The organism is Ancylobacter polymorphus, assembly GCF_022836935.1.
GTDB lineage: Bacteria > Pseudomonadota > Alphaproteobacteria > Rhizobiales > Xanthobacteraceae > Ancylobacter > Ancylobacter polymorphus_A.
In genome coordinates, this window is the sequence record NZ_CP083240.1 from 168,204 (window position 1) to 189,522 (window position 21,319).

The 21,319-nt window shown below is 65.7% G+C and carries 18 protein-coding genes and 4 pseudogenes; 10 read left to right on the plus strand and 12 right to left on the minus strand.

Annotated features, from left to right (window positions below; all coding sequences use genetic code 11):
* Positions 1-77: 77 nt before the first annotated feature.
* The 6 genes and pseudogenes from K9D25_RS21825 to K9D25_RS21845 all read left to right on the plus strand — a co-directional run bounded on the left by K9D25_RS21825 (position 78) and on the right by K9D25_RS21845 (position 4,007).
* Positions 78-437, plus strand: a complete 360-nt coding sequence (locus K9D25_RS21825) for a c-type cytochrome (RefSeq protein ID WP_244450971.1) — start codon at positions 78-80, stop codon at positions 435-437.
* Positions 438-577: 140 nt separating this feature from the next.
* Positions 578-862, plus strand: a complete 285-nt coding sequence (locus K9D25_RS25010) for a hypothetical protein (RefSeq protein ID WP_347881478.1) — start codon at positions 578-580, stop codon at positions 860-862.
* A 360-nt stretch (positions 863-1,222) separates the two neighbouring features.
* Positions 1,223-1,475: pseudogene (locus tag K9D25_RS25015) on the plus strand (PQQ-dependent sugar dehydrogenase).
* A 211-nt stretch (positions 1,476-1,686) separates the two neighbouring features.
* The gene (locus K9D25_RS21835; RefSeq protein WP_244451116.1) at positions 1,687-2,895 is read left to right on the plus strand and encodes an NAD(P)-dependent alcohol dehydrogenase; all 1,209 of its coding nucleotides are present in this window, start codon (positions 1,687-1,689) and stop codon (positions 2,893-2,895) included.
* Positions 2,896-2,924: 29 nt separating this feature from the next.
* Positions 2,925-3,224, plus strand: coding sequence for a DUF1330 domain-containing protein (locus K9D25_RS21840; protein WP_244450972.1), 300 nt, complete (start codon positions 2,925-2,927; stop codon positions 3,222-3,224).
* A gap of 96 nt (positions 3,225-3,320) precedes the next feature.
* Positions 3,321-4,007, plus strand: coding sequence for an NAD(P)H-dependent oxidoreductase (locus K9D25_RS21845; protein ID WP_244450973.1), 687 nt, complete (start codon positions 3,321-3,323; stop codon positions 4,005-4,007).
* Positions 4,008-4,800: 793 nt separating this feature from the next.
* On the opposite strand, the gene K9D25_RS21850 is transcribed toward K9D25_RS21845, so the two are convergent.
* Positions 4,801-5,091, minus strand: a complete 291-nt coding sequence (locus K9D25_RS21850; RefSeq protein ID WP_244450974.1) for a hypothetical protein — start codon at positions 5,089-5,091, stop codon at positions 4,801-4,803.
* A 219-nt stretch (positions 5,092-5,310) separates the two neighbouring features.
* On the opposite strand from K9D25_RS21850, the gene K9D25_RS21855 reads away from it, so the two are divergent.
* From K9D25_RS21855 to K9D25_RS21865, 3 genes and pseudogenes are all read left to right on the plus strand, one after another.
* Positions 5,311-5,757: a (2Fe-2S)-binding protein gene (locus K9D25_RS21855; RefSeq protein WP_244450975.1), complete on the plus strand. Its 447-nt coding sequence runs from the start codon at positions 5,311-5,313 to the stop codon at positions 5,755-5,757.
* A gap of 13 nt (positions 5,758-5,770) precedes the next feature.
* A pseudogene (locus K9D25_RS21860) lies at positions 5,771-6,946 on the plus strand (molybdopterin cofactor-binding domain-containing protein); the annotation flags it as partial.
* Positions 6,947-7,006: 60 nt separating this feature from the next.
* Positions 7,007-8,154 (plus strand): IS3 family transposase gene (locus K9D25_RS21865; protein WP_244450976.1). Its coding sequence is split into 2 segments (ribosomal slippage): positions 7,007-7,241 and positions 7,241-8,154, totalling 1,149 coding nucleotides; the frame shifts between segments, so codons are not numbered across the junction.
* Positions 8,155-8,182: 28 nt separating this feature from the next.
* Here K9D25_RS21865 and K9D25_RS21870 read toward each other — a convergent pair.
* Positions 8,183-9,193 (minus strand): annotated as a pseudogene (locus tag K9D25_RS21870) (IS110 family transposase); the annotation flags it as partial.
* Positions 9,194-9,295: 102 nt separating this feature from the next.
* Here K9D25_RS21870 and K9D25_RS21875 point away from each other — a divergent pair.
* Positions 9,296-10,027, plus strand: a pseudogene (locus tag K9D25_RS21875) (DNA-binding protein); the annotation flags it as partial.
* A 100-nt stretch (positions 10,028-10,127) separates the two neighbouring features.
* Here the strand turns inward: K9D25_RS21875 and K9D25_RS21880 are convergent.
* The 10 genes from K9D25_RS21880 to K9D25_RS21925 form a co-directional block, all read right to left on the minus strand.
* Complete coding sequence (locus K9D25_RS21880; protein ID WP_244450977.1) at positions 10,128-11,531, minus strand: NAD(P)(+) transhydrogenase (Re/Si-specific) subunit beta; 1,404 nt, start codon at positions 11,529-11,531, stop codon at positions 10,128-10,130.
* Positions 11,532-11,541: 10 nt separating this feature from the next.
* Positions 11,542-12,009 carry a proton-translocating transhydrogenase family protein gene (locus K9D25_RS21885; protein ID WP_244450978.1) on the minus strand — a complete coding sequence of 156 codons (468 nt, stop codon included), beginning with the start codon at positions 12,007-12,009 and terminating at the stop codon, positions 11,542-11,544.
* Between the two features lie 134 nt (positions 12,010-12,143).
* Positions 12,144-13,295 carry a Re/Si-specific NAD(P)(+) transhydrogenase subunit alpha gene (locus K9D25_RS21890; protein WP_244450979.1) on the minus strand — a complete coding sequence of 384 codons (1,152 nt, stop codon included), beginning with the start codon at positions 13,293-13,295 and terminating at the stop codon, positions 12,144-12,146.
* A 90-nt stretch (positions 13,296-13,385) separates the two neighbouring features.
* Positions 13,386-15,059, minus strand: a complete 1,674-nt coding sequence (locus K9D25_RS21895) for an electron transfer flavoprotein-ubiquinone oxidoreductase (RefSeq protein WP_244450980.1) — start codon at positions 15,057-15,059, stop codon at positions 13,386-13,388.
* Positions 15,056-15,991 carry an electron transfer flavoprotein subunit alpha/FixB family protein gene (locus K9D25_RS21900; RefSeq protein ID WP_244450981.1) on the minus strand — a complete coding sequence of 312 codons (936 nt, stop codon included), beginning with the start codon at positions 15,989-15,991 and terminating at the stop codon, positions 15,056-15,058. Before K9D25_RS21900 ends, K9D25_RS21895 begins: the two co-directional genes overlap by 4 nt.
* A 1-nt stretch (position 15,992) precedes the next feature.
* The gene (locus K9D25_RS21905; RefSeq protein ID WP_244450982.1) at positions 15,993-16,742 is read right to left on the minus strand and encodes an electron transfer flavoprotein subunit beta/FixA family protein; all 750 of its coding nucleotides are present in this window, start codon (positions 16,740-16,742) and stop codon (positions 15,993-15,995) included.
* A gap of 57 nt (positions 16,743-16,799) precedes the next feature.
* The gene (locus K9D25_RS21910) at positions 16,800-17,612 is read right to left on the minus strand and encodes an HpcH/HpaI aldolase/citrate lyase family protein (RefSeq protein ID WP_244450983.1); all 813 of its coding nucleotides are present in this window, start codon (positions 17,610-17,612) and stop codon (positions 16,800-16,802) included.
* The gene (locus tag K9D25_RS21915; RefSeq protein ID WP_244450984.1) at positions 17,609-18,466 is read right to left on the minus strand and encodes an FAS1-like dehydratase domain-containing protein; all 858 of its coding nucleotides are present in this window, start codon (positions 18,464-18,466) and stop codon (positions 17,609-17,611) included. Before K9D25_RS21915 ends, K9D25_RS21910 begins: the two co-directional genes overlap by 4 nt.
* Before the next feature lie 333 nt (positions 18,467-18,799).
* The gene (locus K9D25_RS21920) at positions 18,800-19,621 is read right to left on the minus strand and encodes an IclR family transcriptional regulator (RefSeq protein ID WP_244450985.1); all 822 of its coding nucleotides are present in this window, start codon (positions 19,619-19,621) and stop codon (positions 18,800-18,802) included.
* Between the two features lie 256 nt (positions 19,622-19,877).
* Positions 19,878-21,233, minus strand: coding sequence for an MmgE/PrpD family protein (locus K9D25_RS21925; RefSeq protein WP_244450986.1), 1,356 nt, complete (start codon positions 21,231-21,233; stop codon positions 19,878-19,880).
* Between the last annotated feature and the right edge of the window lie 86 nt (positions 21,234-21,319).

Here is a 21,319-nt window from a genome sequence, read left to right on the forward strand (position 1 = left end):
GTCGGGGCCGCGTGCGCTATCCCCGGTCCGGCGCCGTGGGCGGCCGGTTCCGCGGCGACGGCCAGTGGATCAGGGGATTGGCCATTGTCGTGACTGTGGCGGCTGCGCCAGGATTTGCGGCCGCGCAGCAAGCCGGCGACGCGGGCCGTGGCCAAACCCTTTTTCAGCGCCAGTGCTCCGCCTGTCACCAGATCGCACAGGCGCGCAACGGCGTCGGTCCCACCCTTCAGGGGGTGAACGGGCGTGCCGCCGACACCGTGGAAGGCTTCAACTACTCGCCGGCGATGAAGAACTCGGGTGTCGTGTGGGGTCCCGAAACGCTTGAGACCTATCTCGCCAACCCGACCGCGATGGTGAAAGGCACGCGCATGGTGCAGCGCGTGCCAAACGAACAGCAGCGCCGCGACATCATCGAGTTCCTGACGGCCGGCCAGTAGGTGGCGAGCCGGCGGCCACTCGAGCTGTCGAGCGGCGCGCCGTTTGGCCTCGTTTCCAAGCGTTCGGGGGAGAAGAAACCCATTTTGCCCGGGTGCGTCTTGATCCTTCGGCGAAAGATGGCTGTTCAGGCCGTGCCTTCATGGAGCTTCGCGATCGCAAGCGTAGCGGCCATCGGGACCGGCAACGGCGCGCTTCGGTGATGGTGAGACGGCTGTTCCCCATCGCGGCGCGCCCCTTCATCTGTGCCCCCCTCACCATCCTCGCGTTTGCGTCAGCCGGCCTGTCCTCGACCGCGTCGGCGCAAGGCACAACACATGGCTGGCCGATCGTCGGGACAACGGCGCGCGACTGGCGGATGGAGGTCGTGTCGGAGAGGCTCGACTATCCCTGGGATTTCGTGGCGACCGGGAGCGGTTCATCCTGACCGAGAAGGCCGGGCTCGTCGTCATGATCGAGGATGGGGGCTTCGACGCGTTGCCCTCAAGAACTCGGACACGCTGCGGACAGAAGGCGGCGCCGGCCTGCTCGGCCTTGCGCTGGTGCCAGACAGACTTTCGCGCGAGCGGGCGAGCCATCCTGTACTCTTCCTACGAGAGGAATGCCCTCCCTTCAACAGGATCATCGCCGCGCGGTTCGATGGTAGTGTCTGGCGGGAGCCAGACATATTGGTCGACGTAATCCCCGGTCATCGCCTCTACAATGGCGGGCGGATCGCGATTGGGAGGCTGGACCGAGAACCGCGCATGGCCGCAAGACCTCGGATCTCGCCGGCAAGATCCTGCGGCTGACGTTTGCAGGGACGGTTCCCGCAGACAATCCGTTTCAGGGATCGTTCGTTTATTCCTACGGTCACCGTAAGCCGCAGGGGCTCGCCTGGAACACGGCCGGCGAGCTGTTGGTCGCCGAGCATGGCCAGTCAACGCGACGAGATCAACCTGGTCCGTGCCGGCGGCAATTACGGCTGGCCGCTGGTATATGGCGGCACCCAGCGCGTGACGCGAAAACGCCCCCGTGGAACTCATGAGACGCCCTCATAGGCTTTTGCGCATTTCGAGCTCTAATCGCATAGGCGAGCCGGTGCTAGCCTTCCCAAAGGTCAAACAAAGTTCAGAAGAACCCGCCCCCGCTGAACCGAGATCGTTCGTCTGCCGGCGAGCGCAATGTTGAGGCGGGCTTCGCATCGTTTTGCGAACTCGTCGACGCAAGTCGGCTGTCCCAGGTTTCATGACGACATCAGAGAGCAAAGCGATGTGCGACAGGTGTGGCAATCTCACTCACCATGACGAGTTGGCGGCACTGGCGCGCCGGAAGCTTCTCCTCGCTGGCGCCGGTCTCGCCGCTGCCCCCCTTCTGGCGGGGATGGCATCCGACGCCCACGCGCAACAGGGCGCTCCTCCTGCCGGCACCGGGCCGTTCAAGGCGCGCGCGTGGGCCGCTCCCGACAAGGCGGCGCGGTTCGCCCCCACCGAGATCAACCGGCGAGGGATTGGTCCGAAGGATGTGCGGATCGACGTTCTCTATGCTGGCATTTGCCATTCGGACATCCACACCGCTCGCGCCGAGTGGGGTCCGCCCGCGAGCTACCCCGTCGTGCCGGGGCACGAGATCGTCGGTAGGGTGACGGCGATCGGCAACGCGGTGACGAAGTTCAGGGTGGGGGATATTGCTGGGGTCGGCGTCATGGTCGATTCCTGCGGGACTTGCGAGAACTGCCTGGCGGACCGCGAACAGAACTGTCTGAACGGGGCGACGTTCACTTATGACTCCCCCGACAAGGTTTCCGGCGGTCTCACCTATGGCGGCTACTCGACGGCGCTCGTGGTCGCCGAGCATTTCGGTATCCGCATTCCACCGGGCGTCAATCTCGCCGGAATGGCACCGATCCTGTGCGCCGGAATCACCACCTTCTCGCCGATGCAGCACTGGCGGTTGCAGCGTGGCCAGCGCGTGGCGGTGATCGGTCTCGGCGGCCTCGGTCATATGGCGGTCAAGCTGGCCGTTGCCCGGGGCGCGGAGGTGACGGTGTTCACGACGACGCCGGGCAAGGTCGAGGACGCAAGGCGGTTCGGCGCCCGCGAGGCCGTGCTGTGGAGCGATCAGGCCGCCTTTGGCCGGCTGGCCAATCATTTCGACCTGATGATCGCGACGGTTCCGAAGGCGTTCCCGGTCCAGCAGTTCATGAATCTACTGAAGCTCGACGCGACGCTTGTCAATGTCGGTGCGCTCGAGGACCTGAACGGCCTCAACGGGATGGCGAACGGCTTCGGCCGCAAGAGCCTCGCCGGGTCCATGGTCGGCGGCATCGCCGAAACCCAGGAGGTCGTCGACTATTGCGTGGCGCGCAACATCAGCGCGGATGTCGAGATCATCAGGCCCGACCAGATCAACATGGCCTGGGACCGGGTGGTGAACAAGGACGTTCGCTATCGCTTCGTGATCGACATGGGCGCGGCCTGAGAGCCGGCCCCCGGCGTGGAGATAGTATCGTGGAAGAACAAAAGCCGGCTTATTTCGTCTTCGAAGTCACGGTTCGTGATCCGGACGCTCTGAAGCGCTATCAGCAAAAGGTCGAGGACACCTTCAGAGCCTATGGCGGCAAGCGAATTGTGGCGGGCGGAAAGATCGAAGCCATCGAAGGTGCTGCCCCTCAGGGAAGGATCATCATCCTCGAATTCGACACGATCGAGCAGGCGCACGCCTGGCTCGATTCTCCCGAATATCAGGCGATCGTTCACTATCGGCACGCAGCGGCGGAGACCCGGGCCTATCTGGTCGAAGGCGCGTGACAGACATTCTGCCGCCGGGCCGGACCGCGTCTGGCGCCCTCTGCACCGGGTGCCTGTGCACGAACGCCAGACCCTCAAGTCTTGAAAGGAACCACCATGTCCGATTGGAGCCGTATTTCGCCCGAGAACCCCGAAGCTACCGACACCGGCAATGTCAGCCGGCGCCGCATGGTCCAAGCCGGCGCCGGAATGGCCATCGGCGCTGCGATGGCGCCACTGGTCCTTGCCGAGAATGCACAGGCACAGGCGATGAACGGCGCGAAAACGCTGATCATCGCCTCGCACCCGTACCCCGACCGTTCGGTGGTCAACAAGGCGTTGTGGGAGGTGGCGGAGAAAGCAGAGGGTGCCAGATACACCAATCTCGAGACCGTCTATGGCGACAATCTGCGCGGCTTCGACCGCGCGGCGGAGCGCCGGCGCTATGAGGAGATGGACCGGCTGGTTCTGATGTTCCCGATCCACTGGTTCAACCTGACCCCCATGCTCAAGGCTTATCTGAACGAGATCTGGGGAGTGGGAGCGCCGCCCGAGCTCCGGGGCAGGGAACTGCTGGTCGTGACCACCACCGCTGGCGACGCGAATGCCTATACGCGCGAGGGCCGCCTCGGCTTCACCATCGAAGACGTGCTAACTCCGCTGCGCGCCAGTGCCAGATATACCGGCATGACATTTTCGGCGCCGCTCGCCTTTCTCGGTGCCGCCGGGGCCGGACCCGATGCGCTGCGCAGGTATCAAGACGCATTCGCGGCAAGGCTGCGCGAGGCGCCGAGGAAGGCCTGACGATTCGCAACTACTTGCATGAAGATACAGCTACCTAACCGAGCATCCTGCTGAATATTCAGGCTGGTACATCTTACGCTTAGGTGCCATCGTGGCGCTGTGTGGCATCGACAGCGTCTTTGCCGTGCAAGCCCTCCTTGGGCGTTTCCTCCCTAGACTTTGGCCGCTCGTTCGACGAGCGGCCTCTTCTTTTTGGTAGGCCTAAAGCGTGTCGCGTTTGATTGAGGCGAATCAGGCCGTTTGCCAGAGTGCTTGCGCGTTCAGCGGGCTCGATGGTCGCAACGAGCGGGCCGATGTAGCGCATGCGTCCGCGACCGAGCGGCTCTGAGCAGGTCGCATCCCGGAACTTATCGGGCGAAGACCTCCTCCATCGGATTGCGATCGAGCGATATGGCGGCAGAAATCAGGGCCTGCCATCTGCTGAGGAGTTATGGCCGCCGGAGATTTCCTCGATCTGGCGACATCTTCGTGCTGCTTTGTTTTTCTCTGATCGGCAGTTCCGCGTGCCAAATCGTCGTCGGCCAATGTCCCGGCATTGATTGCTGGTCGCAGCGAGCGGGGCCGCCTGGCTGATTTCTCGCCATTGCCCCTTGGAAGGGAACATGTCGGGTTGATCGGTCTGGCCCCCGATCACGAAGGTGTCCTCCGCACGGGAACGATCCGCCGAGGAGTTGGACAGCGCCGTTCATGAAAGCTGCTCATAAGGTCGAGCGAGTTTCCCGGACTTATCCAGCGGCGCCCCGCCTCCTAGATCGCTGCTGGAATGAACCCGCACCTAATGGAGGTAGATACGTCAATGTCTTACAATCCAGAGGACCACATCGTTGAATGGCGCGACGTCGGCGCCGGATGCTCGCTGGCGGTTGTTGCCCTTCTCGGTCTTTTCGCGCTTGGCGGCGGATCGGCGACGCTGGCGCGAGAGCCGGCCGGCCTGACGGTCGTGCGCGCTCAAATCCCGCAACAGCCGATTTGCCCCGATGACGAGGTCGCCGTCGGACGAAAGCCCGAGCCGGCGGCATCGTGAGTCCGCGACGCGGCTGAGTGCCCGCCGGCTCAGGGCATGCCGAGCGGCGGTCGCACTCATGAGTTCATCTCATATCCCCATGCGATCGGCCGGCCCTAATGCGTTGCCGTCGGCCACGATAACATTCGAGCGACTCCAAACAGGCTGCGTGCCGGCACGGTTTTCGACCGTGCAGGCCCTGCGAAGCCTTTGGAAAGCTGACCGGTCGGCCGTGAGCGGTGCTTTCGTGCAGCGTGATCGCGACGGCATGACCACACCCGCAATCCCGAGGAGAGAGCCATGGAGCTGAGTATCAATGGTGCGAAGCACCAGGTTGATGTCGAGGCAGATACGCCGCTGCTGTGGGTTCTGCGTGACGAACTCGGGATGGTGGGCACGAAATATGGCTGCGGGCTCGCCCAGTGCGGCGCCTGCACCGTGCTTATCGACGGCCAGGCCACGCGCGCCTGCGTCACACCGGTGGAGAGCGTCGCGGGTGCCGAGATCATGACGATCGAGGCGATCACCGAGGATGCGGTGGGCCAGAAGGTCGTGGAAGCCTGGGTGTCCAATCAGGTGCCGCAATGCGGCTATTGCCAGTCCGGGCAGGTGATGGCGGCGACGGCCTTGCTGAAGCAGAACGCGCGTCCCACCGACGAGGACATCGCGGGCGCGATGGTCAATCTCTGCCGCTGCGGCACCTACAACGCGATTGCCGCGGCCGTCCGGCAAGCCGCCAGCGCGTGAGAGAGGCGACGCCATGAACGACATGACACCCATCGCCCTCCATGCCGGAGCGGATCAGCCGCTGAACCCGTCGCGGCGCGGCTTTCTGGGCGCCTCGCTCGGTGCTCTTGCCCTCGGGATCGCGCTGCCGGGCGGCGCCAGCGCCCAGGGCTCACCGCCGGCCATCACGCCCGGCACTCGGGTCAGTGCCTTCTTGGAGATCCGGCCCGACAATACGGTCCTCTTCCGCAGCGCCTTCATAGAGGGCGGCCAGGGCATCTACACCGGCCTGGCGCAGATCGTCGGGGAGGAGCTCGATGTCGATCCCGCCCAGTTCGTGGTGGAGGCCGCCCCACCCGGACCGGACTATCTGGTGATGAATGGCCGGCGCATTACCGGCGGCAGCAACTCGATGCGTTCGAGCTATGAGCCGATGCGTCGCCTCGGCGCCGCGGCGCGGCAGATGCTGCTCCAGGCCGCCGCGACACGGCTCGGCGTGCCGGCCGCGGAACTCGCCACCGAGCCCGGCCACGTGGTGCATGCCGCGTCCGGCCGGACGCTCGCCTATGGCGAGCTCGCCGGCGCCGCTGCCGACCTGCCGGTACCGACCGAGGTCGTGCTGCGCTCGCGCGCCGAGTTTCGCTGGATCGGCAAGCCGGTGGCTCGGATCGATGTGCCCGACAAGTCCACCGGGAAGGCGCGCTACACCATAGACCTGGCGGTCGAGGGCATGTTGCACGGCGCGGTCCAGCATGCGCGTCGTCTGGGCATGGAGCCGGCCTCCATCGCCAATGAGGACCAGGTGCGCGCCATGCCCGGCGTGCATTCGGTGCACAAGCTGCCCGGCGCTGTCGCCGTCGTCGCGAACAGCTGGTGGCGTGCCCGGCGGGCCGCCGAGGCGCTCCAGGTCACCTGGACCGAGCCGGCCCCCGGCACGGCGAACGCCATGCCGGGGGATTTTTCTTCGGAAGCGCGGCGGGCCGCGCTGGCCGCGGCGTCGGGAGACGGCATCGCTGCCGAAAGCTTCGGCGATGTGGACGGCGCATTGCGCACAGCGGCGCAGGTGATCGAGTCCACCTACCATGCGCCGTACCTGGCGCATGCTCAGTTGGAGCCGCCTGCGGCGCTCGCCCGGTGGAACGAGGATGGCACGCTGGAACTGTGGACGCCCAACCAGGCGCCCGATGTGTTTCAGGGCTTGGCGGCGAAGTGAACCGCCCCTAGATTCCTGGACGCCTTCTTCCCTAAATTTGAGGCAAGGAGGCCCCCGATGGGCAAAGCGAACTTCACCGAGGACTTCAAGCGCGACGCGGTCGTTCAGATCACCGAGCGGGGCTATCCGGTTGCGGAGGTGGCTGCGCGGCTGGGGATCAGCAAGTACTCGCTCTACGAGTGGAGGAAACGGTATGGCAAGTCCGCCACCGTGGCCCGCGATGACGATCAGGCCGCTGAGGTCCGCCGGCTAAAGCGCGAGTTGCAGCGCGTCACCGAGGAGCGCGACATCCTAAAAAAAGCGGCCGCGTACTTCGCCAAGGATGCAAAGTGAAGTACGCGTTCATGGCCGAGCATCGTCTGCAGTTTTCGATCCGCGCCATGTGTCGGTGCCTCCGCGTCCAGCCCAGCGGCTTCTACGCCTGGCTGAAGGATCCGCTGAGCAAGCGCGCGCTGGAAGACCAACGACAGACCGAGCTGATCCGGGCGGCATGGAGCGAGAGCGGCAGGGTCTATGGCTATCGCAAGCTTCACGACGACCTGGCGGACATGGGCGAGCACTGCTGTCCCAACCGGGTTGCGCGGCTGACGCGGCTTGCCGGTATCCGGGCGCAGATCGGCTACAGACGCCGCCCCGGCCAATATGGAGGCAAGCCCTCCTTGGCGGTCGACAACACGCTCGATCGCCGTTTTGACACGGAGGCGCCTGACAAGGCCTGGGTGACCGACATCACCTACATCCGCACCCACGAGGGCTTCGCCTATCTGGCGGTCGTGATCGACCTCTTCTCCCGCCGCGTCGTCGGTTGGTCCATGCAGGTCCGGCAGACGACCAACGTCGTGCTTCAGGCGCTGCTGGCCGCCGTCTGGCGACGCAAGCCGAAGGACCGTGTGCTGGTGCATTCGGATCAGGGAAGCCAGTTCACCAGCTTGGAGTGGGCTTCATTCCTGAAACACCACGACCTGCAGCCCTCGATGAGCCGTCGCGGCAACTGTCATGACAACGCCGTGGCCGAGAGCTTCTTCAACCTGCTCAAGCGCGAACGCATCCGCCAAAAGGTCTACCGCACGCGCGACGAGGCACGCCGGGACGTGTTCGATTACATCGAGATGTTCTACAACCCCACCCGGAAGCACGCACGCAACGGAATGCTGTCGCCAATCGAGTTCGAACGGCGGCACAAAGCGAAAGCCGAAGGCGTCTAGAAAACGTGGGGCGGTTCATTGCGCCCGGCTTGGTGATCACCACCCAGGCGACGCGGGCCATCTTGGCGGCGAGCGCCACGGTGGCTTTGTTATTGTGCATCCGGCTCTGTAGGCCGTCGATCCAGCTACCGAGCCGATCGCAGGACCGGTCGAGATGGAGCAGGCAGGATCGGGCACCGTGGATGAGGAGGCGTCTCAGATACGAGCTCCCTCGCTTGCTGATGCCGAGCAGGGTCGTCTTGCCGCCGGTCGAGTACTCCCGCGGCACGAGGCCGAGCCAGGCTGCCATGTCGCGCGCCTTGCGGAACTGCAGACCCCGGCCGGCCGCCGCCAGCAAGGCCGTCGCGGCAAGCGGCCCGATGCCTGGCACCGTCATCAGGCGGCGCGCCGTATCGTCAGCCGCGGCGACGGCCTCGATCTCTCCGGTGACCTCCTTGATCCGGGCCTCGAGGTTCTTGACGTCGTCGAACAGCTCGGTGAGCAATCGCCGCATCGCCGGGCTGAGGTCGTTCTCCTCGTCGGCAACCACGCGGGGAAGATCGGCTTTGAACTTCCCGGCACCCTGATGCATCGCGATCCCGTACTCGAGGCAAAAGGCGCGCATCTGGCAGATCACGCGCGTGCGCTGAGCGACGAGGCGATCGCGGACGCGGTGAAGCGCTTGCCGGTCGACTTGCTCCGGTGACCGGATCTCGACGAAGCGCATCGTCGGGCGTGTGACGGCCTCGGCGATCGCCTCGGCGTCGATGATATCGTTCTTGTTGGACTTCACGTACGGCTTCACGAACTTGGCCGGGACGATGCGCACCGTGTGTCCCAAAGCCTTCAGCTTGCGGGCGAGCCACTGGGAGCCGGGACAGGCTTCCATCCCGACCACGGTCCGCGCTGCGCGCTCGAAGAACTGCAGCAGCGTCTCCCGCCGGAACGTAGAGCGCTGGATCGGCGCCCCGGTGCCGTCCAGCCCGACGACGTGGAAGGTGTTCTTGCCGATGTCGATCCCGAAGACGGCCGCGTCACGGGGCTTGTTGCGTTGGGTCATGCTGGTCTCCTCTTCGCACGATGCCTCGATAGAATGAGGCGGGGAGACGGGGCGGCCGTTTGCGGCACCGGACATGTCGACATCGTCACGACGGCGGACGCACCGATCCCGGAGCCGGAAGAAGATGAGGGCTTAGCCGCTATTTCCGATCGGCTAATGACTGAGCTGACCTCTCATCGGACGCTCGGACTGCGTCAAGCACTTGGCGAACGCCCTGATGTCGCCTTCCTCGCAGCGCTGCATGCCCTAACATTGCGGAGCTTCTATCATTACGGCTCTGACAGCTGCCTTGAGCTTGAGCTGAAGAGCGTCGGCTTTAGCGCCCAGGCGCCAGGGCTGAATGACAGCGCGTCTGCTGAAGCGATCCGCGCGCGTCATGAAAATTGGGCACGGGCACTCCCGAAGGAATCGACGGAGCTTTGGGACGCTCTGCAGGAATGGGACAGCGACAGCCGATCGAGCCTGTTCGCTCATGTCGTCAGCCTGTCGGTCAATGCCGTGCACGAGGCCTGGAACCGGCGCCCACGGACCCTCCATCATGCCGATCAACTCGGTTGCGCCGTTGAGCTCGATATGGTTGCCGCTGGATGGCGGCCGACCGTCGACAATTTCCTCGGTCGCGTAACCAAGGCCCGCATTCTTCAAGCGGTAAGCGAGGCGAGAGATCAACGTGCCGCTGATCGTATCGAGCATATGAAAAAGGGCGATATGGCCCGCGAGGCCGAGAGCCTTCTTGCCGATACGGGCTGGCTACCCGAGCCGTTGCGCGGAGCCGAGCCAAGGGCAAGCGCAGAAACGACGGCCAAAGGTGACATAACGGCCGTCGTTGAAGATGTGCTATTCCAAGCCTGGGGGTCGACATCTGGTCGATCCCGGCACCGTAGAATGTTCAGTGGCATTCCGAACACAAGCCTCGTGTTGGAAAACCCGCGTGTCAGTGCGCGAGGTTCTTCACGATGTCCTCGACCATTTTCTTTGCGTCGGCGAAGAGCATCATGGTGTTGTCGCGGAAGAAGAGTTCGTTCTCGACGCCGGCGTAACCGGCCGCCATGCCGCGCTTGATGAACAGCACGGTCTTGGCCTTCTCCACGTCCAGGATCGGCATGCCGTAGATCGCCGAGGTCGGGTCGGTCTTCGCCGCCGGGTTGGTCACGTCATTGGCGCCGATGACGAAGGCCACATCCGCCTGCGCGAACTCCGAGTTGATGTCCTCGAGCTCGAACACCTCGTCATAGGGCACGTTGGCTTCCGCCAGCAGCACGTTCATGTGGCCGGGCATGCGGCCGGCGACCGGGTGGATGGCGTACTTCACCTCGACGCCTTCGCTTTTAAGCCGGTCGGCCATCTCGCGCAGCGCATGCTGAGCCTGCGCGACCGCCATGCCGTAGCCCGGCACGATGATCACCTTGGCCGCGTTCTTCATGATGAACGCCGCATCCTCCGCCGAGCCCTGCTTGACCGGGCGCGTCTCGACCGCACCCGCCGGGCCGGCCGCGGCATCGCCGCCGAAGCCGCCGAGGATGACCGAGATGAAGGAGCGGTTCATGCCCTTGCACATGATGTAGGACAGGATCGCACCCGAGGAGCCCACCAGCGCGCCGGTGATGATCAGCGCCGTGTTGCCCAGCGTGAAGCCGATGCCCGCCGCCGCCCAGCCGGAGTAGGAGTTCAGCATCGAGACGACGACCGGCATGTCGGCGCCGCCGATCGGCACGATGATCAGGCCGCCGAGCACCAGCGACACGATCACGATCAGCCAGAACACGGTGTGGCTCTCGGTCGCCACCAAGACGCCGATCAGCACGACCAGCAGCGCGGCAAGGCCGGCATTGATGACGTGACGGCCCGGCAGCAGGATCGGCTTGCCGCTCATATTGCCGTTCAGCTTGGCGAAGGCGATCACCGAGCCGGTGAAGGTGATGGCGCCGATGGCGACGCCGAGGCTCATCTCGATCAGCGCCTGTGCATGGATCTGGCCGGGATCGCCGATGCCGAACGCCGCCGGGGCGTAGAGCGCGGCCGCCGCCACCATCACCGCGGCGAGACCGACCAGCGAGTGGAACGCCGCCACCAGCTGCGGCATCTGCGTCATGGCGATCTTCTTGGCGATGATCGCGCCGGCGCCGCCGCCGATGGCGAGGCCGCCGATCACCAGCGCCCAGCCGCCGAAGCCCGACGGGGGCGAGGCCGCCAGCGTGGTCAGCACGGCGATGGTCATGCCGACCATGCCGAACATGTTGCCCTGGCGCGAGGTCGACGGGCTCGACAGCCCGCGCAGCGCCATGATGAACAGCACCCCGGAGACGAGGTACAGGAGAGCGACGATATTGGCGTTCATCCGCGCGCCCTCACTTCTTCTTCGAGTACATGGCGAGCATCCGGCTGGTCACCAGGAACCCGCCGAAGATGTTCACGCTGGCGAGGATCAGCCCGAGGAAGCCGAAGCCCTTGGCCCAGCCCGTGCCTTCCGCCACCGTATCGACGCCGACCGCCAAGAGCGCGCCGACCACGATCACCGAGGAGATCGCGTTGGTCACGCTCATCAGCGGCGTGTGCAAAGCGGGGGTCACCGACCACACCACGTAATAGCCGACGAACACCGCCAGCACGAAGATGGCGAGGCGGAACACGAAGGGGTCGATCGCCCCGCCCGACACCGCATGCACCGCCGCGCCCGCCAGCTCGGCATAATGCTGCGCCGCCGCGTCCGCATATCCTTGAGCCGCCTCCGCCGCCTGCCGCGCCACTTCCGCCGCCGTGCGTGCGCCTTCCACCGCGTTCTGGGCGATCGGATCGCCCGCTACCGGATTGGCCATTTCCTAAATCCCCTGAAAGCCTGAGACCGCAGCGCCGCGCGCTCCCCGGCGCGGCCTCGGCCCGTCACTGTCCGTCATGGCGGAGGGCGGAGCCCGTCGCCGGTCTCCCGGCCGCCCCGCCGCTCGCGTGCGCCTTACGCCGCCGAGGCTTCCGCCGGTTTGAAGTTCGGGTGCACCACCGCCCCGTCCTTGGTCAGCAGCGTCGCCTTCACCAGCTCGTCGTCCCACTTCACGCCGAGCGTCTTCGTGCCCTTGTCCACCAGCGTCTCGACGAAGGCGTACAGGTTCTTGGCGTAGAGCTGCGAGGCGGTCGCCGCCAGCCGGCCGGGAACGTTGAGATAGCCGACGATCTTGGCGCCGTTCGCCGTGGTGACGACCTCGCCGGGGACCGCGCCCTCGACATTGCCACCGCGCTCCACCGCCAGGTCGACGAGGATCGAGCCGGCCTTCATCGCCGCCACCATCTCGCCCGAGACGAGCTTGGGTGCCGGACGGCCGGGGATCAGCGCCGTGGTGATCACCACGTCCTGCTTGGCGATGTGCGCCGCCACCAGCGCCGCCTGCTTGGCCTGGTACTCGGCCGACATCTGCTTGGCGTAGCCGCCCGCCGTCTCGGCCTGCTTGAACTCCTCGTCCTCCACCGCGATGAACTTCGCGCCGAGGGACTCCACCTGCTCCTTCGCCGCCGGGCGCACATCGGTGGCCGAAACCACCGCGCCGAGCCGGCGCGCGGTCGCGATCGCCTGCAGCCCCGCCACGCCCGCGCCCATCACGAAGACGCGCGCCGCCGGCACCGTGCCGGCCGCCGTCATCATCATCGGGAAGGCCCGGCCGAACTCGGCGGAGGCATCCACCACCGCGCGGTAGCCGGCCAGATTCGCCTGGGAGGACAGCACGTCCATCACCTGCGCGCGGGTGATGCGCGGCATCAGCTCCATGGCGAAGGTCGACACGCCGGCCTTGGCGAGCGCGTCCAGCTCCGCCTCGTGGCCATACGGGTCCATGATCGCGATCACCAGCGCGCCGAGCTTGGCGCCCTTCAGCGACGCGGCATCCGGACGGCGCACGCCGAGCACGACATCCGCCCCGGCCACCGCCGCGGCGTTGTCCGCCACCACCGTGCCCCCCGCGCCCTCATACTCCCCGTCGCCGATCCCCGACGCGACGCCAGCTCCAGACGCGACAATTACCTCCGCACCCAGACCAACATAACGCTTAACAGTCTCCGCAGACGCAGAAACCCGTGGCTCCGAGGCGGAGCTCTCCTTGATAACCGATATGCGCATATTTCCCCCTGTCGTCTCAGGTCGCGCCGGAGTTGACAAATCAGCGGTCACCGGCCGAGCGCCTTCGTTCTGATGTGTCGTTTCCAAGGCTCACATACCCGGGTAGTTCGGGCCCCCGCCGCCCTCGGGCGTCGTCCAGCTGATGTTGAGGTTCGGGTCCTTGATGTCGCAGGTCTTGCAGTGCACGCAGTTCTGCGCGTTGATCACGAAGGTCGGCTGGTCGGCCTTCGCGTCCGTTGGCTCGACCCATTCATAGACGCCGGCCGGGCAGTAGCGCGCCGAGGGGCCGGCATAGACGTCGTGCTCGGACGCCTTCTGCAGGGCGAGGTCGCCGACCTTCAGGTGTACCGGCTGGTTCTCCTCGTGATTGGTATTGGAGAGAAACACCGAGGAAAGGCGATCGAAGGAGACGGCACCGTCCGGCCGGGGATAGTCGATGCGCTTCGCGTCGGCGGCGGGCTTCAACGAGGCGTGGTCCGGCTTGCCGTGTCGCAGCGTGCCGAACGGGGAAGCCTTCAGGAGCGTGTTGCTCCACATGTCGAGCCCGCCGGCGGCGATGCCGAGATAGGTGCCGAGCTTCGACCAGAGCGGCTTCACATTCCGAACCGGCCACAGGTCGCGCCCTATCTCGGAGCGGCGCCAGCCATCCTCATAGGCGGAGAGCTCGTCATGAGCCCTTCCGTCGGCGAGAGCGGCAGCAGCGGCCTCGGCCGCGAGAATGCCGGAGAGTACCGCGTTATGGCTGCCCTTGATGCGGGGAACATTCACGAAGCCGGCCGCGCATCCCAGAAGCGCGCCGCCGGGAAAGACCAGCTTCGGAACTGACTGATATCCACCCTCGGTGATCGCCCGCGCCCCATACGCCAGCCGCTTGCCACCCTCGAAGGTGTCGCGCACCAGCGCGTGGGTCTTGAAGCGCTGGAACTCCTCGAACGGGGAGAGATAGGGGTTTGAATAGTTGAGGTGGACCACGAAACCCACCACCACCTGTCCGTCCTCAAGGTGGTAGAGGAAGGAGCCGCCGCCCGTGCCGGCGTCGAGCGGCCAGCCGAAACTGTGCTGTACCAGCCCGGGGTGATGCTTGTCCGGAGCGACCTGCCATAGCTCCTTGAGCCCCAACCCGAACTTCTGCGGCTCGCGGCCTTCGTCGAGCCTGTAGCGCGCAGTGAGCGTCTTGCTCAGCGAGCCACGAGCACCTTCAGCGAACAGCGTGTACTTGCCTCGCAGCTCCATGCCACGGGTGAAATGCGCGTGCGGCTCGCCATCCCGGCCAATGCCCATGTCGCCGGTGGCGATGCCGACCACGCGTTCGACACCCTCGCTTTCGTCGAATAGAACTTCGTTCGCGGCAAAGCCCGGATAGATCTCGACGCCGAGTTCTTCGGCCTTGCCCGCCAGCCAGCGGCAGACATGGCCGAGCGAGCCGATATAGGCGCCGTGATTGCTCATGAGCGAGGGCATGAGCGCGTTGGGCAGCCGCAGCGAACCGGCCGGCCCGAGAAGATAGAAGCGGTCGTCGGTGACAGGGGTCTTGAGCGGAGGCGAGGCCTCCGTCCGCCAGTCCGGGAAGAGCCTGTCGATGCCGACGGGATCGATGACCGCCCCCGACAGGATATGAGCGCCGACCTCCGAGCCCTTTTCCACGACGACGACCGACAGGTCGGGATCGACCTGCTTCAGCCGGATGGCCGCCGCGAGCCCGGCCGGGCCCGCGCCGACGACCACGACGTCGTACTCCATGGCCTCGCGGGCGGCGGAGCTCATTTGGCGACGGCCTTCGTCAGCTCCGGAAGAACCGTGAACAGATCGCCGACCAGCCCGAAATCGGCCACCTGAAAGATCGGGGCCTCTTCATCCTTGTTCACGGCGACGATGACCTTGGAGTCTTTCATGCCGGCCAGATGCTGGATGGCGCCGGAAATGCCCACGGCGATGTAGAGGTCCGGTGCCACGACCTTGCCGGTCTGGCCGACTTGGAGGTCGTTCGGCGCATAACCTGCATCGACGGCGGCACGCGAGGCGCCGACCGCCGCACCGAGCGCATCGGCGAGCGGCTCGATGAGCTTCGCAAAATTCTCCGCCGAGCCGATCGCGCGGCCGCCGGAAACGATGGACTGCGCGGCGGTGAGGTCGGGTCGTGCGCTGCTGGCGACGGCCTCGCTGACGAAGCGCGTGCCGCCGGGGGCAGGCGCCACGGACACCGCGCTGACCGGCGCCGCATTACCCTCCGCCTGCGCCGGGAAAGCTGCGGTACGGACCGTGAGCACCTTGTGGGCATCGGCGGAGCGGACGCGCTGGATGGCATTGCCGGCATAGATAGGGCGCTCGAACGTGTCGGGCGAGATGACCGACGTCACGTCGGAGATCTGCATCACATCGAGCAGTGCGGCGATGCGGGGCAGGGCGCTCTTCCAGATCGCCGTGGCCGGCGCGACCAGCGTCTTGTATTCGGCGGCGAGCGCGACGCCGAGCACGCTCAGCGCTTCGGCGGACTGATGTTCCAGCCCGGCATCGTCGGCAAGAAGAACCTCCGCGACGCCCGCAAGGTTCGCGGCGGCATCGGCGACCGCCCGGCAATTATGGCCGGCCACCACGACATGCACGGGAGCGTCGAGCGCGAGGGCCGCAGTCAGGGCGCGCGCGGTGACCGGGTTGAGGGCTTTCCCGTCATGTTCCGCGAAAAGCAGCGTGGCCATGTCAGAGAACTCCCGCCTGTTTCAGATGGCCCACCAGTTCCCTGACAGAGCTCACCATGATGCCTGCCACGCGCTGCGCGGCTTCTGTTGTGGCGAGAATTTCCAGCCGGGGCGCGATGTCGCCGCCCCAGTCGGCGGGGGCCGTCTCCTCGATGGGTTTCTTCTTCGCCTTCATGATGTTCGGCAGGCTGGCGTAGCGCGGCTCGTTGAGGCGCAGGTCGGAGGTGATGACGGCAGGCAGGTCGAGGCTGAGCGTTTGCAGCCCGCCATCCACTTCACGGGTCACCTCGACCACGCCATCGCCGAGCACGACCTTCGATGCGAATGTTGCGAGGGGCCAGCCGAGCAGGGCGGAGAGCATCTGGCCGGTCTGGTTGCAGTCATCGTCGATGGCCTGCTTGCCTAGGATGACGAGGCCCGGCTGCTCCGCTTCGACAATCTTTTTCAGGATCTTGGCGACGGCGAGCGGCTCAATGCCGGCTCCGTCCGTCTTGACCAGCACGCCGCGATCCGCGCCCATGGCCAGAGCGGTGCGAATGGTTTCGTCGGTCTTGAGTGGGCCGATGGAGACGACGACGACCTCGCTCGCCTTGCCGGCTTCCTTGAGACGCAGTGCTTCCTCGACGGCGATCTCGTCGAAGGGGTTCATCGCCATCTTGACGTTCGCCAGATCGACGCCGGAGCTGTCCGGCTTCACCCGAACCTTCACATTGTAGTCGACCACCCGTTTGACGGGGACGAGGATCTTCATCTGTTACACTCCACTTCCGCCGGGGCGGTCATTCGAGGCTGATGCCTTCGGTGGTGATCAGGGCGCTTTTCGCAGCGCTGCTGCGCGGGCGAGGATGGAGCGGGCCCGCTGGCGAACGGGCTCGTCCACCATGTTGCCGTCGACCGCGCTGGCGCCGTCGCCGCTGGCGGCTACTTTCTCCGCCCATGCGATTTCCGCCTCGTCCGGAGCGAAGCCGCGACGAACCGGGTCGATCTGGGCGGGGTGGATGCACAGTTTGCTGCCGAAGCCCACCTCGCGGGCGTGACGGGCATCGTCGGTGATGAGCGCGAGGTCGTGGATCGACGTCGTGACGCCATCGGCCGGCGGGCTCAGCCCCGCGAGGCGCGAGGCCAGCACCAGCTCGGACCTCGCCGCCAGCAGCGCGGTGCGGGTGTGGGCGCATCCGAGATCCGCGCAGTAGTCGATCGAGCCGAAGGCAAGTCGCCCGACACCCGGCACTCCCGCCAATGCCCTTGAGCGCTCCATGCCTCTTGCCGTCTCGATGAGCGGGACGACAAACCGGCCGGGCCCGACAGCTTCGGCGATGGCCGCGATATCCTCGGGGCGTTCGGCCTTCGGAATCATGATCCCGCTGAAGCCGAGGCGCGAGACGGCCGCCACATCGTCAAGATGCCACGCCGTGCCGATAGCGTTGATCCTGACCATGATGGGGCAGTCGGAAAAGTCGGCGCGCAGCAGCCCGCGCGCCTCGCCTTTGGCGTCGGCCGGCACGGCGTCTTCGAGATCGAGGATGATGGCGTCCGCGCCGGACGACGCGGCCTTGGCGAAGCGCTCCGGCCGGTTTGCCGGGACAAAGAGCGGAGCGGTGAAATCGAGCGCGACACTCATGTCCATCGCGCCTCCGCCATCATGCCGGGAGGACCATTGGCCCGCGCGGTCCATAGCTTCATGACGTCGCCGGCCGGCTCTTCCGCGTTGAGATGGAACGGCGCCGTGTCGAACACGGGCGAGGCACCGCGGAACGAGAAGCCTTTCAGTGCGCGTCCCCGCAGCCGGGCGGCGAAGTTGAGCAGCAGCGTGGCCTGCAACGGACCGTGGACGACCAGCCCCGGATAGCCCTCGACGTCACGGGCATAGGGATTGTCATAGTGGATGCGGTGGCCGTTGAAGGTAAGGGCCGAGTAGCGGAACAGAAGCGCCGGCGTCGGCATGATTTCCTGCCGATGGGCGCCTTCCAGTGCCGGCGCGGCGGCGCCTTCCGGCGATGGGGTGGAGGTGGCATCGCGGTACACGATGTCCTGCGTCTCGCTCAGTACCGGGCGACCATCCGCGCTGATCTCATGGTCGACACGGACAAAGCACAGAACGCCGGTGCGTCCTTCCTTCACCGTCACGTCCGAGATGCGGGAGTGCTTCGTCACGACCTCGCCGATACGCGGGTCGGCGTGGAAGGTGAGCTCGCCGCCGGCCCACATGCGCCTCGGCAGGGGGACGGGCGGCAGGAAGCCGCCCTTGCGCGGGTGACCGTCCTCGCCGAGCTCCGATGTCGCGGCAGCCTTCTGCGCGAGGCACCAGTGAATGAGCTGCGGGGCGGGCGAATTGAGCGCGACCTCGTCGGCCGGCATGTCCAGCGTGGCCAGAAACCGCTGCACCAGCGCCTGCGTAAGCTGCTCGCTGGACGTTTCCTCGTGGCCGATCCACTGCTTCAGATGGTCGATGTCGATTTCGGCGGAACCGGACATGGCGAACTGCTTATGTGACCAAATATCCCCGCCCTGCCGAGCGCGAGATCGTCCAACCATTCAGCAACGTGCCATCCGCTCAATCCGGCCGAGCCGGAATGCTGGACCTCGCGGGGCGCGAAGAGAGGGCGCGCCCGGCGTCTGATCGGACTAGGGGTGGCACGTACAGGCGAAACGCCCATGTGTCCTCGGGCGCGGAGAGGAAGCCGGGCGACCCGCACGGCTCCTGTAATGCCGACAATGTCATGAAGCGTATCGTTGCGTCAATATGCGAAACTCAATTTCGCACAGCGGAACATAAATTCGCGTGCGATGCGGAGTGAACTGAGCCGCTCAGCTCGCCAGCATCGTCGCCAGCCCGCGGCAGAGATGGGCGAGACGAGGTCCGCAGTCCTGCTCCAGCTTGTCCGGGGTGATGTGGAAGGTGGGGGCGGCGCAGTTCATCGCCATGACCATCTGGCCATCCGGCGAGATGATCGGCGCAGCCACCGCCCGCGTATCGCGCTGCCATTCCCCATCGACCATGCAGAAGCCGCGCTCCTGCACCTGGGCGATGCAGTTCTCGATGCGGCTCTTCAGGTCCGGCCATTTGGCGCCGTGCGTGCGCGCAAAATGCCCGTAGAAATACTCGCGCTCTTCCGGCGAAATGCCGGCAAGAAATGCGCGGCCAAGCGCCGATGTCTCCATGGCGGCACGCGAGCCGACATCCAGATGCATGGTGCGCAGCGTCGATCCATTGCGCATGGCGACATAGATCATCGACAGGCGGTCGCGGCTCGCCAGTCCGATGGTCGCGCCGGAATGCTCGGCGAGCTGCTGCATGTAGTCGCCGGCGAGCTGGCGCACCTTCATGTTTGAAAGCACGCAATAGCCCAGGGCGAGGATCGACGGGCTCGGCTCGTAGCGGCCGGCGCCTTCGAGATGGTTGAGATAGCCGAGCCGCGTGAGGGTGTGTGTGAGCCGCGACACCGTGGGCTTGGGCAGCTTGGTGGCGGCGGAAAGCTCGGCATTGCCCATCGGCCCCTCGCCGGGCTTGAAGGCTCGGAGGATTTCAAAGGCCCGCCCGATGGCCGCGACAAACTTGCGGTCAGTCACGTCCATCTCGCCGTGAAGTTCATCGGCAGCGTGATCTTCCTTCGAGACGGTATTGGCCATGGGCTCTGCTCTACAGTGTTGTTCGTGGAAGGCGGTGAGCGCGGCCGATCCGCCCCTCTAACTGAATGGCCGCTGATCGGTGCGCCGCAAGTGGTTGCTGCTAAACTGCATCAAATAGCATAGAGGACGGAAGCGAAAGTGCCCATAGCGGAAGGATTTATTTCCATAGCGACGTTCATGTTCCGCACAACGAAATAGTTCATGGGTTGCAATCCGGCAGGATATCTTGCCAGCAACTCGGCGGGCGTCGTCATGGTTAAAGGGCGCATGTTGCCTTCATCAGGCGCGCGACGGCTTCCATGGCTCCCGCATGTTCGAAGTTTTTCAGTGTCTCCAGCAGGCGGCCGGCATCTTTTCCTAAAAGTGGCGTGGCGGATTGCATGAACTTGCCGGCCGTCGCCTCCATGGACATCGGCCGTTCAGGACTTCCGGCCGCGGCGGCGACGTCCTGCACGATCTGTTGCCCCGATTTCAGTGTCACCTGCAGCCGTGCCGACGCTCGGCCGATCTGCTCGAGCGTGACGATCTCTATCCTGTCGCGCAGCCGGGTGGTTTCAGGAGCGTTCACGCTCTCGTCGGTGAAGTCCTGCGGCAAGGCGCTATGACCAAGCAGCGACATGGCGATGCAATGCGTTAGGCTGAACTTAGCCTGAAGCGGCGTGCGAGGGCTGCGATGGCTGGCCACCTTTGGCGCCAGAGGGTTGACGCAGGCGTGCACGGTCAGGATGTCGTCAGGCGAGATCTGCGCAGCCAACTGGCGGGCCGCATCGATCGAGGCATGGGTGAGCTGGCACGCGGCGTAGGGCTTGAACGTGTTCTGAAGGCTCTGCCATTCGCCATCGAGAGGCGGGTAGGGCGGGTCGATCCTGCGCTGGAACAGAACGGAGAGCACGCCCTTCTCCTGCTGAAGCAGGCCGGGCGGCGGGAGAGCGCCGGAGGCCGCCAGCGTCGCCGACATCACGCCCGAACATGCGGCCTTGCCGACGAGCAGCGGCTTGGCGATGGACCCCGCCGAAGCCATCAGGCCAGCCACCTGCGAGGCAGCGAAGTTCACCCCTCTCTCGATATGCGTCTCGTCGAGCTGCAGCAGTGTCGCGCAGGCGGCGGCGGAAGAGAGCGTTCCCATGACGGCGGTCGGGTGCCATCCGGCATCGGCCAGCGCCACGCCGGTGCCATTCATGCCCCATCGGACGCCGACCTCGAAGCCGGCGACGAAGGCGCGCAGGACTTCCGCGCCGCCGAGCCCGCGATCCATGCCCAGCGCCATCGCCGCCGCGAAGGTCGGCGCGCCGACATGGTGGACGGACGCCAGATGAAAGTCGTCGAAATCGAGGGCGTGGGCGAAGGTGCCGTTGATCAGGGCGATGGGGGCGGCGCTGCCGGTGCGGCCGTCGAACGCGACCGCTTCGCCCTGCGAGCGCCATGCATGAATGGTCTCGGCGGCCAGCCGCGCTTCCCTGTCTTCCAGGGCCGCGAAACACACGGCAAACCAGTCGACGAGGCTTTGCTTGGCCATGTCCGCGACGGCGCGGGGAAGCGGCTGCTCCCTTAGCGAGGCGACGAAGCGCGCGATCTGCGCTGCCGTATCCGTCTCGCCGTCCGTTGCCGTCATAGCGCTGTCTGCCTCGTCACATGTCGATGGCGGATGAGCGTAGGGAAGCCTTCGTCTCCCGACCCGCAGCGACTTGAGGGAATATC

Excerpts from the sequence above, each read along its gene's own strand:
- K9D25_RS25010 (WP_347881478.1), top strand. The coding sequence starts at position 578 with ATGGAGCTTCGCGATCGCAAGCGTAGCGGCCATCGGGACCGGCAACGG.
- K9D25_RS21835 (WP_244451116.1), top strand. The coding sequence starts at position 1,687 with ATGTGCGACAGGTGTGGCAATCTCACTCACCATGACGAGTTGGCGGCA.
- K9D25_RS21845 (WP_244450973.1), top strand. The coding sequence starts at position 3,321 with ATGTCCGATTGGAGCCGTATTTCGCCCGAGAACCCCGAAGCTACCGAC.
- K9D25_RS21850 (WP_244450974.1), bottom strand. The coding sequence starts at position 5,091 with ATGAGTGCGACCGCCGCTCGGCATGCCCTGAGCCGGCGGGCACTCAGC.
- K9D25_RS21855 (WP_244450975.1), top strand. The coding sequence starts at position 5,311 with ATGGAGCTGAGTATCAATGGTGCGAAGCACCAGGTTGATGTCGAGGCA.
- K9D25_RS21880 (WP_244450977.1), bottom strand. The coding sequence starts at position 11,531 with ATGAACGCCAATATCGTCGCTCTCCTGTACCTCGTCTCCGGGGTGCTG.
- K9D25_RS21885 (WP_244450978.1), bottom strand. The coding sequence starts at position 12,009 with ATGGCCAATCCGGTAGCGGGCGATCCGATCGCCCAGAACGCGGTGGAA.
- K9D25_RS21890 (WP_244450979.1), bottom strand. The coding sequence starts at position 13,295 with ATGCGCATATCGGTTATCAAGGAGAGCTCCGCCTCGGAGCCACGGGTT.
- K9D25_RS21895 (WP_244450980.1), bottom strand. The coding sequence starts at position 15,059 with ATGAGCTCCGCCGCCCGCGAGGCCATGGAGTACGACGTCGTGGTCGTC.
- K9D25_RS21900 (WP_244450981.1), bottom strand. The coding sequence starts at position 15,991 with ATGGCCACGCTGCTTTTCGCGGAACATGACGGGAAAGCCCTCAACCCG.
- K9D25_RS21905 (WP_244450982.1), bottom strand. The coding sequence starts at position 16,742 with ATGAAGATCCTCGTCCCCGTCAAACGGGTGGTCGACTACAATGTGAAG.
- K9D25_RS21910 (WP_244450983.1), bottom strand. The coding sequence starts at position 17,612 with ATGAGTGTCGCGCTCGATTTCACCGCTCCGCTCTTTGTCCCGGCAAAC.
- K9D25_RS21915 (WP_244450984.1), bottom strand. The coding sequence starts at position 18,466 with ATGTCCGGTTCCGCCGAAATCGACATCGACCATCTGAAGCAGTGGATC.
- K9D25_RS21920 (WP_244450985.1), bottom strand. The coding sequence starts at position 19,621 with ATGGCCAATACCGTCTCGAAGGAAGATCACGCTGCCGATGAACTTCAC.
- K9D25_RS21925 (WP_244450986.1), bottom strand. The coding sequence starts at position 21,233 with ATGACGGCAACGGACGGCGAGACGGATACGGCAGCGCAGATCGCGCGC.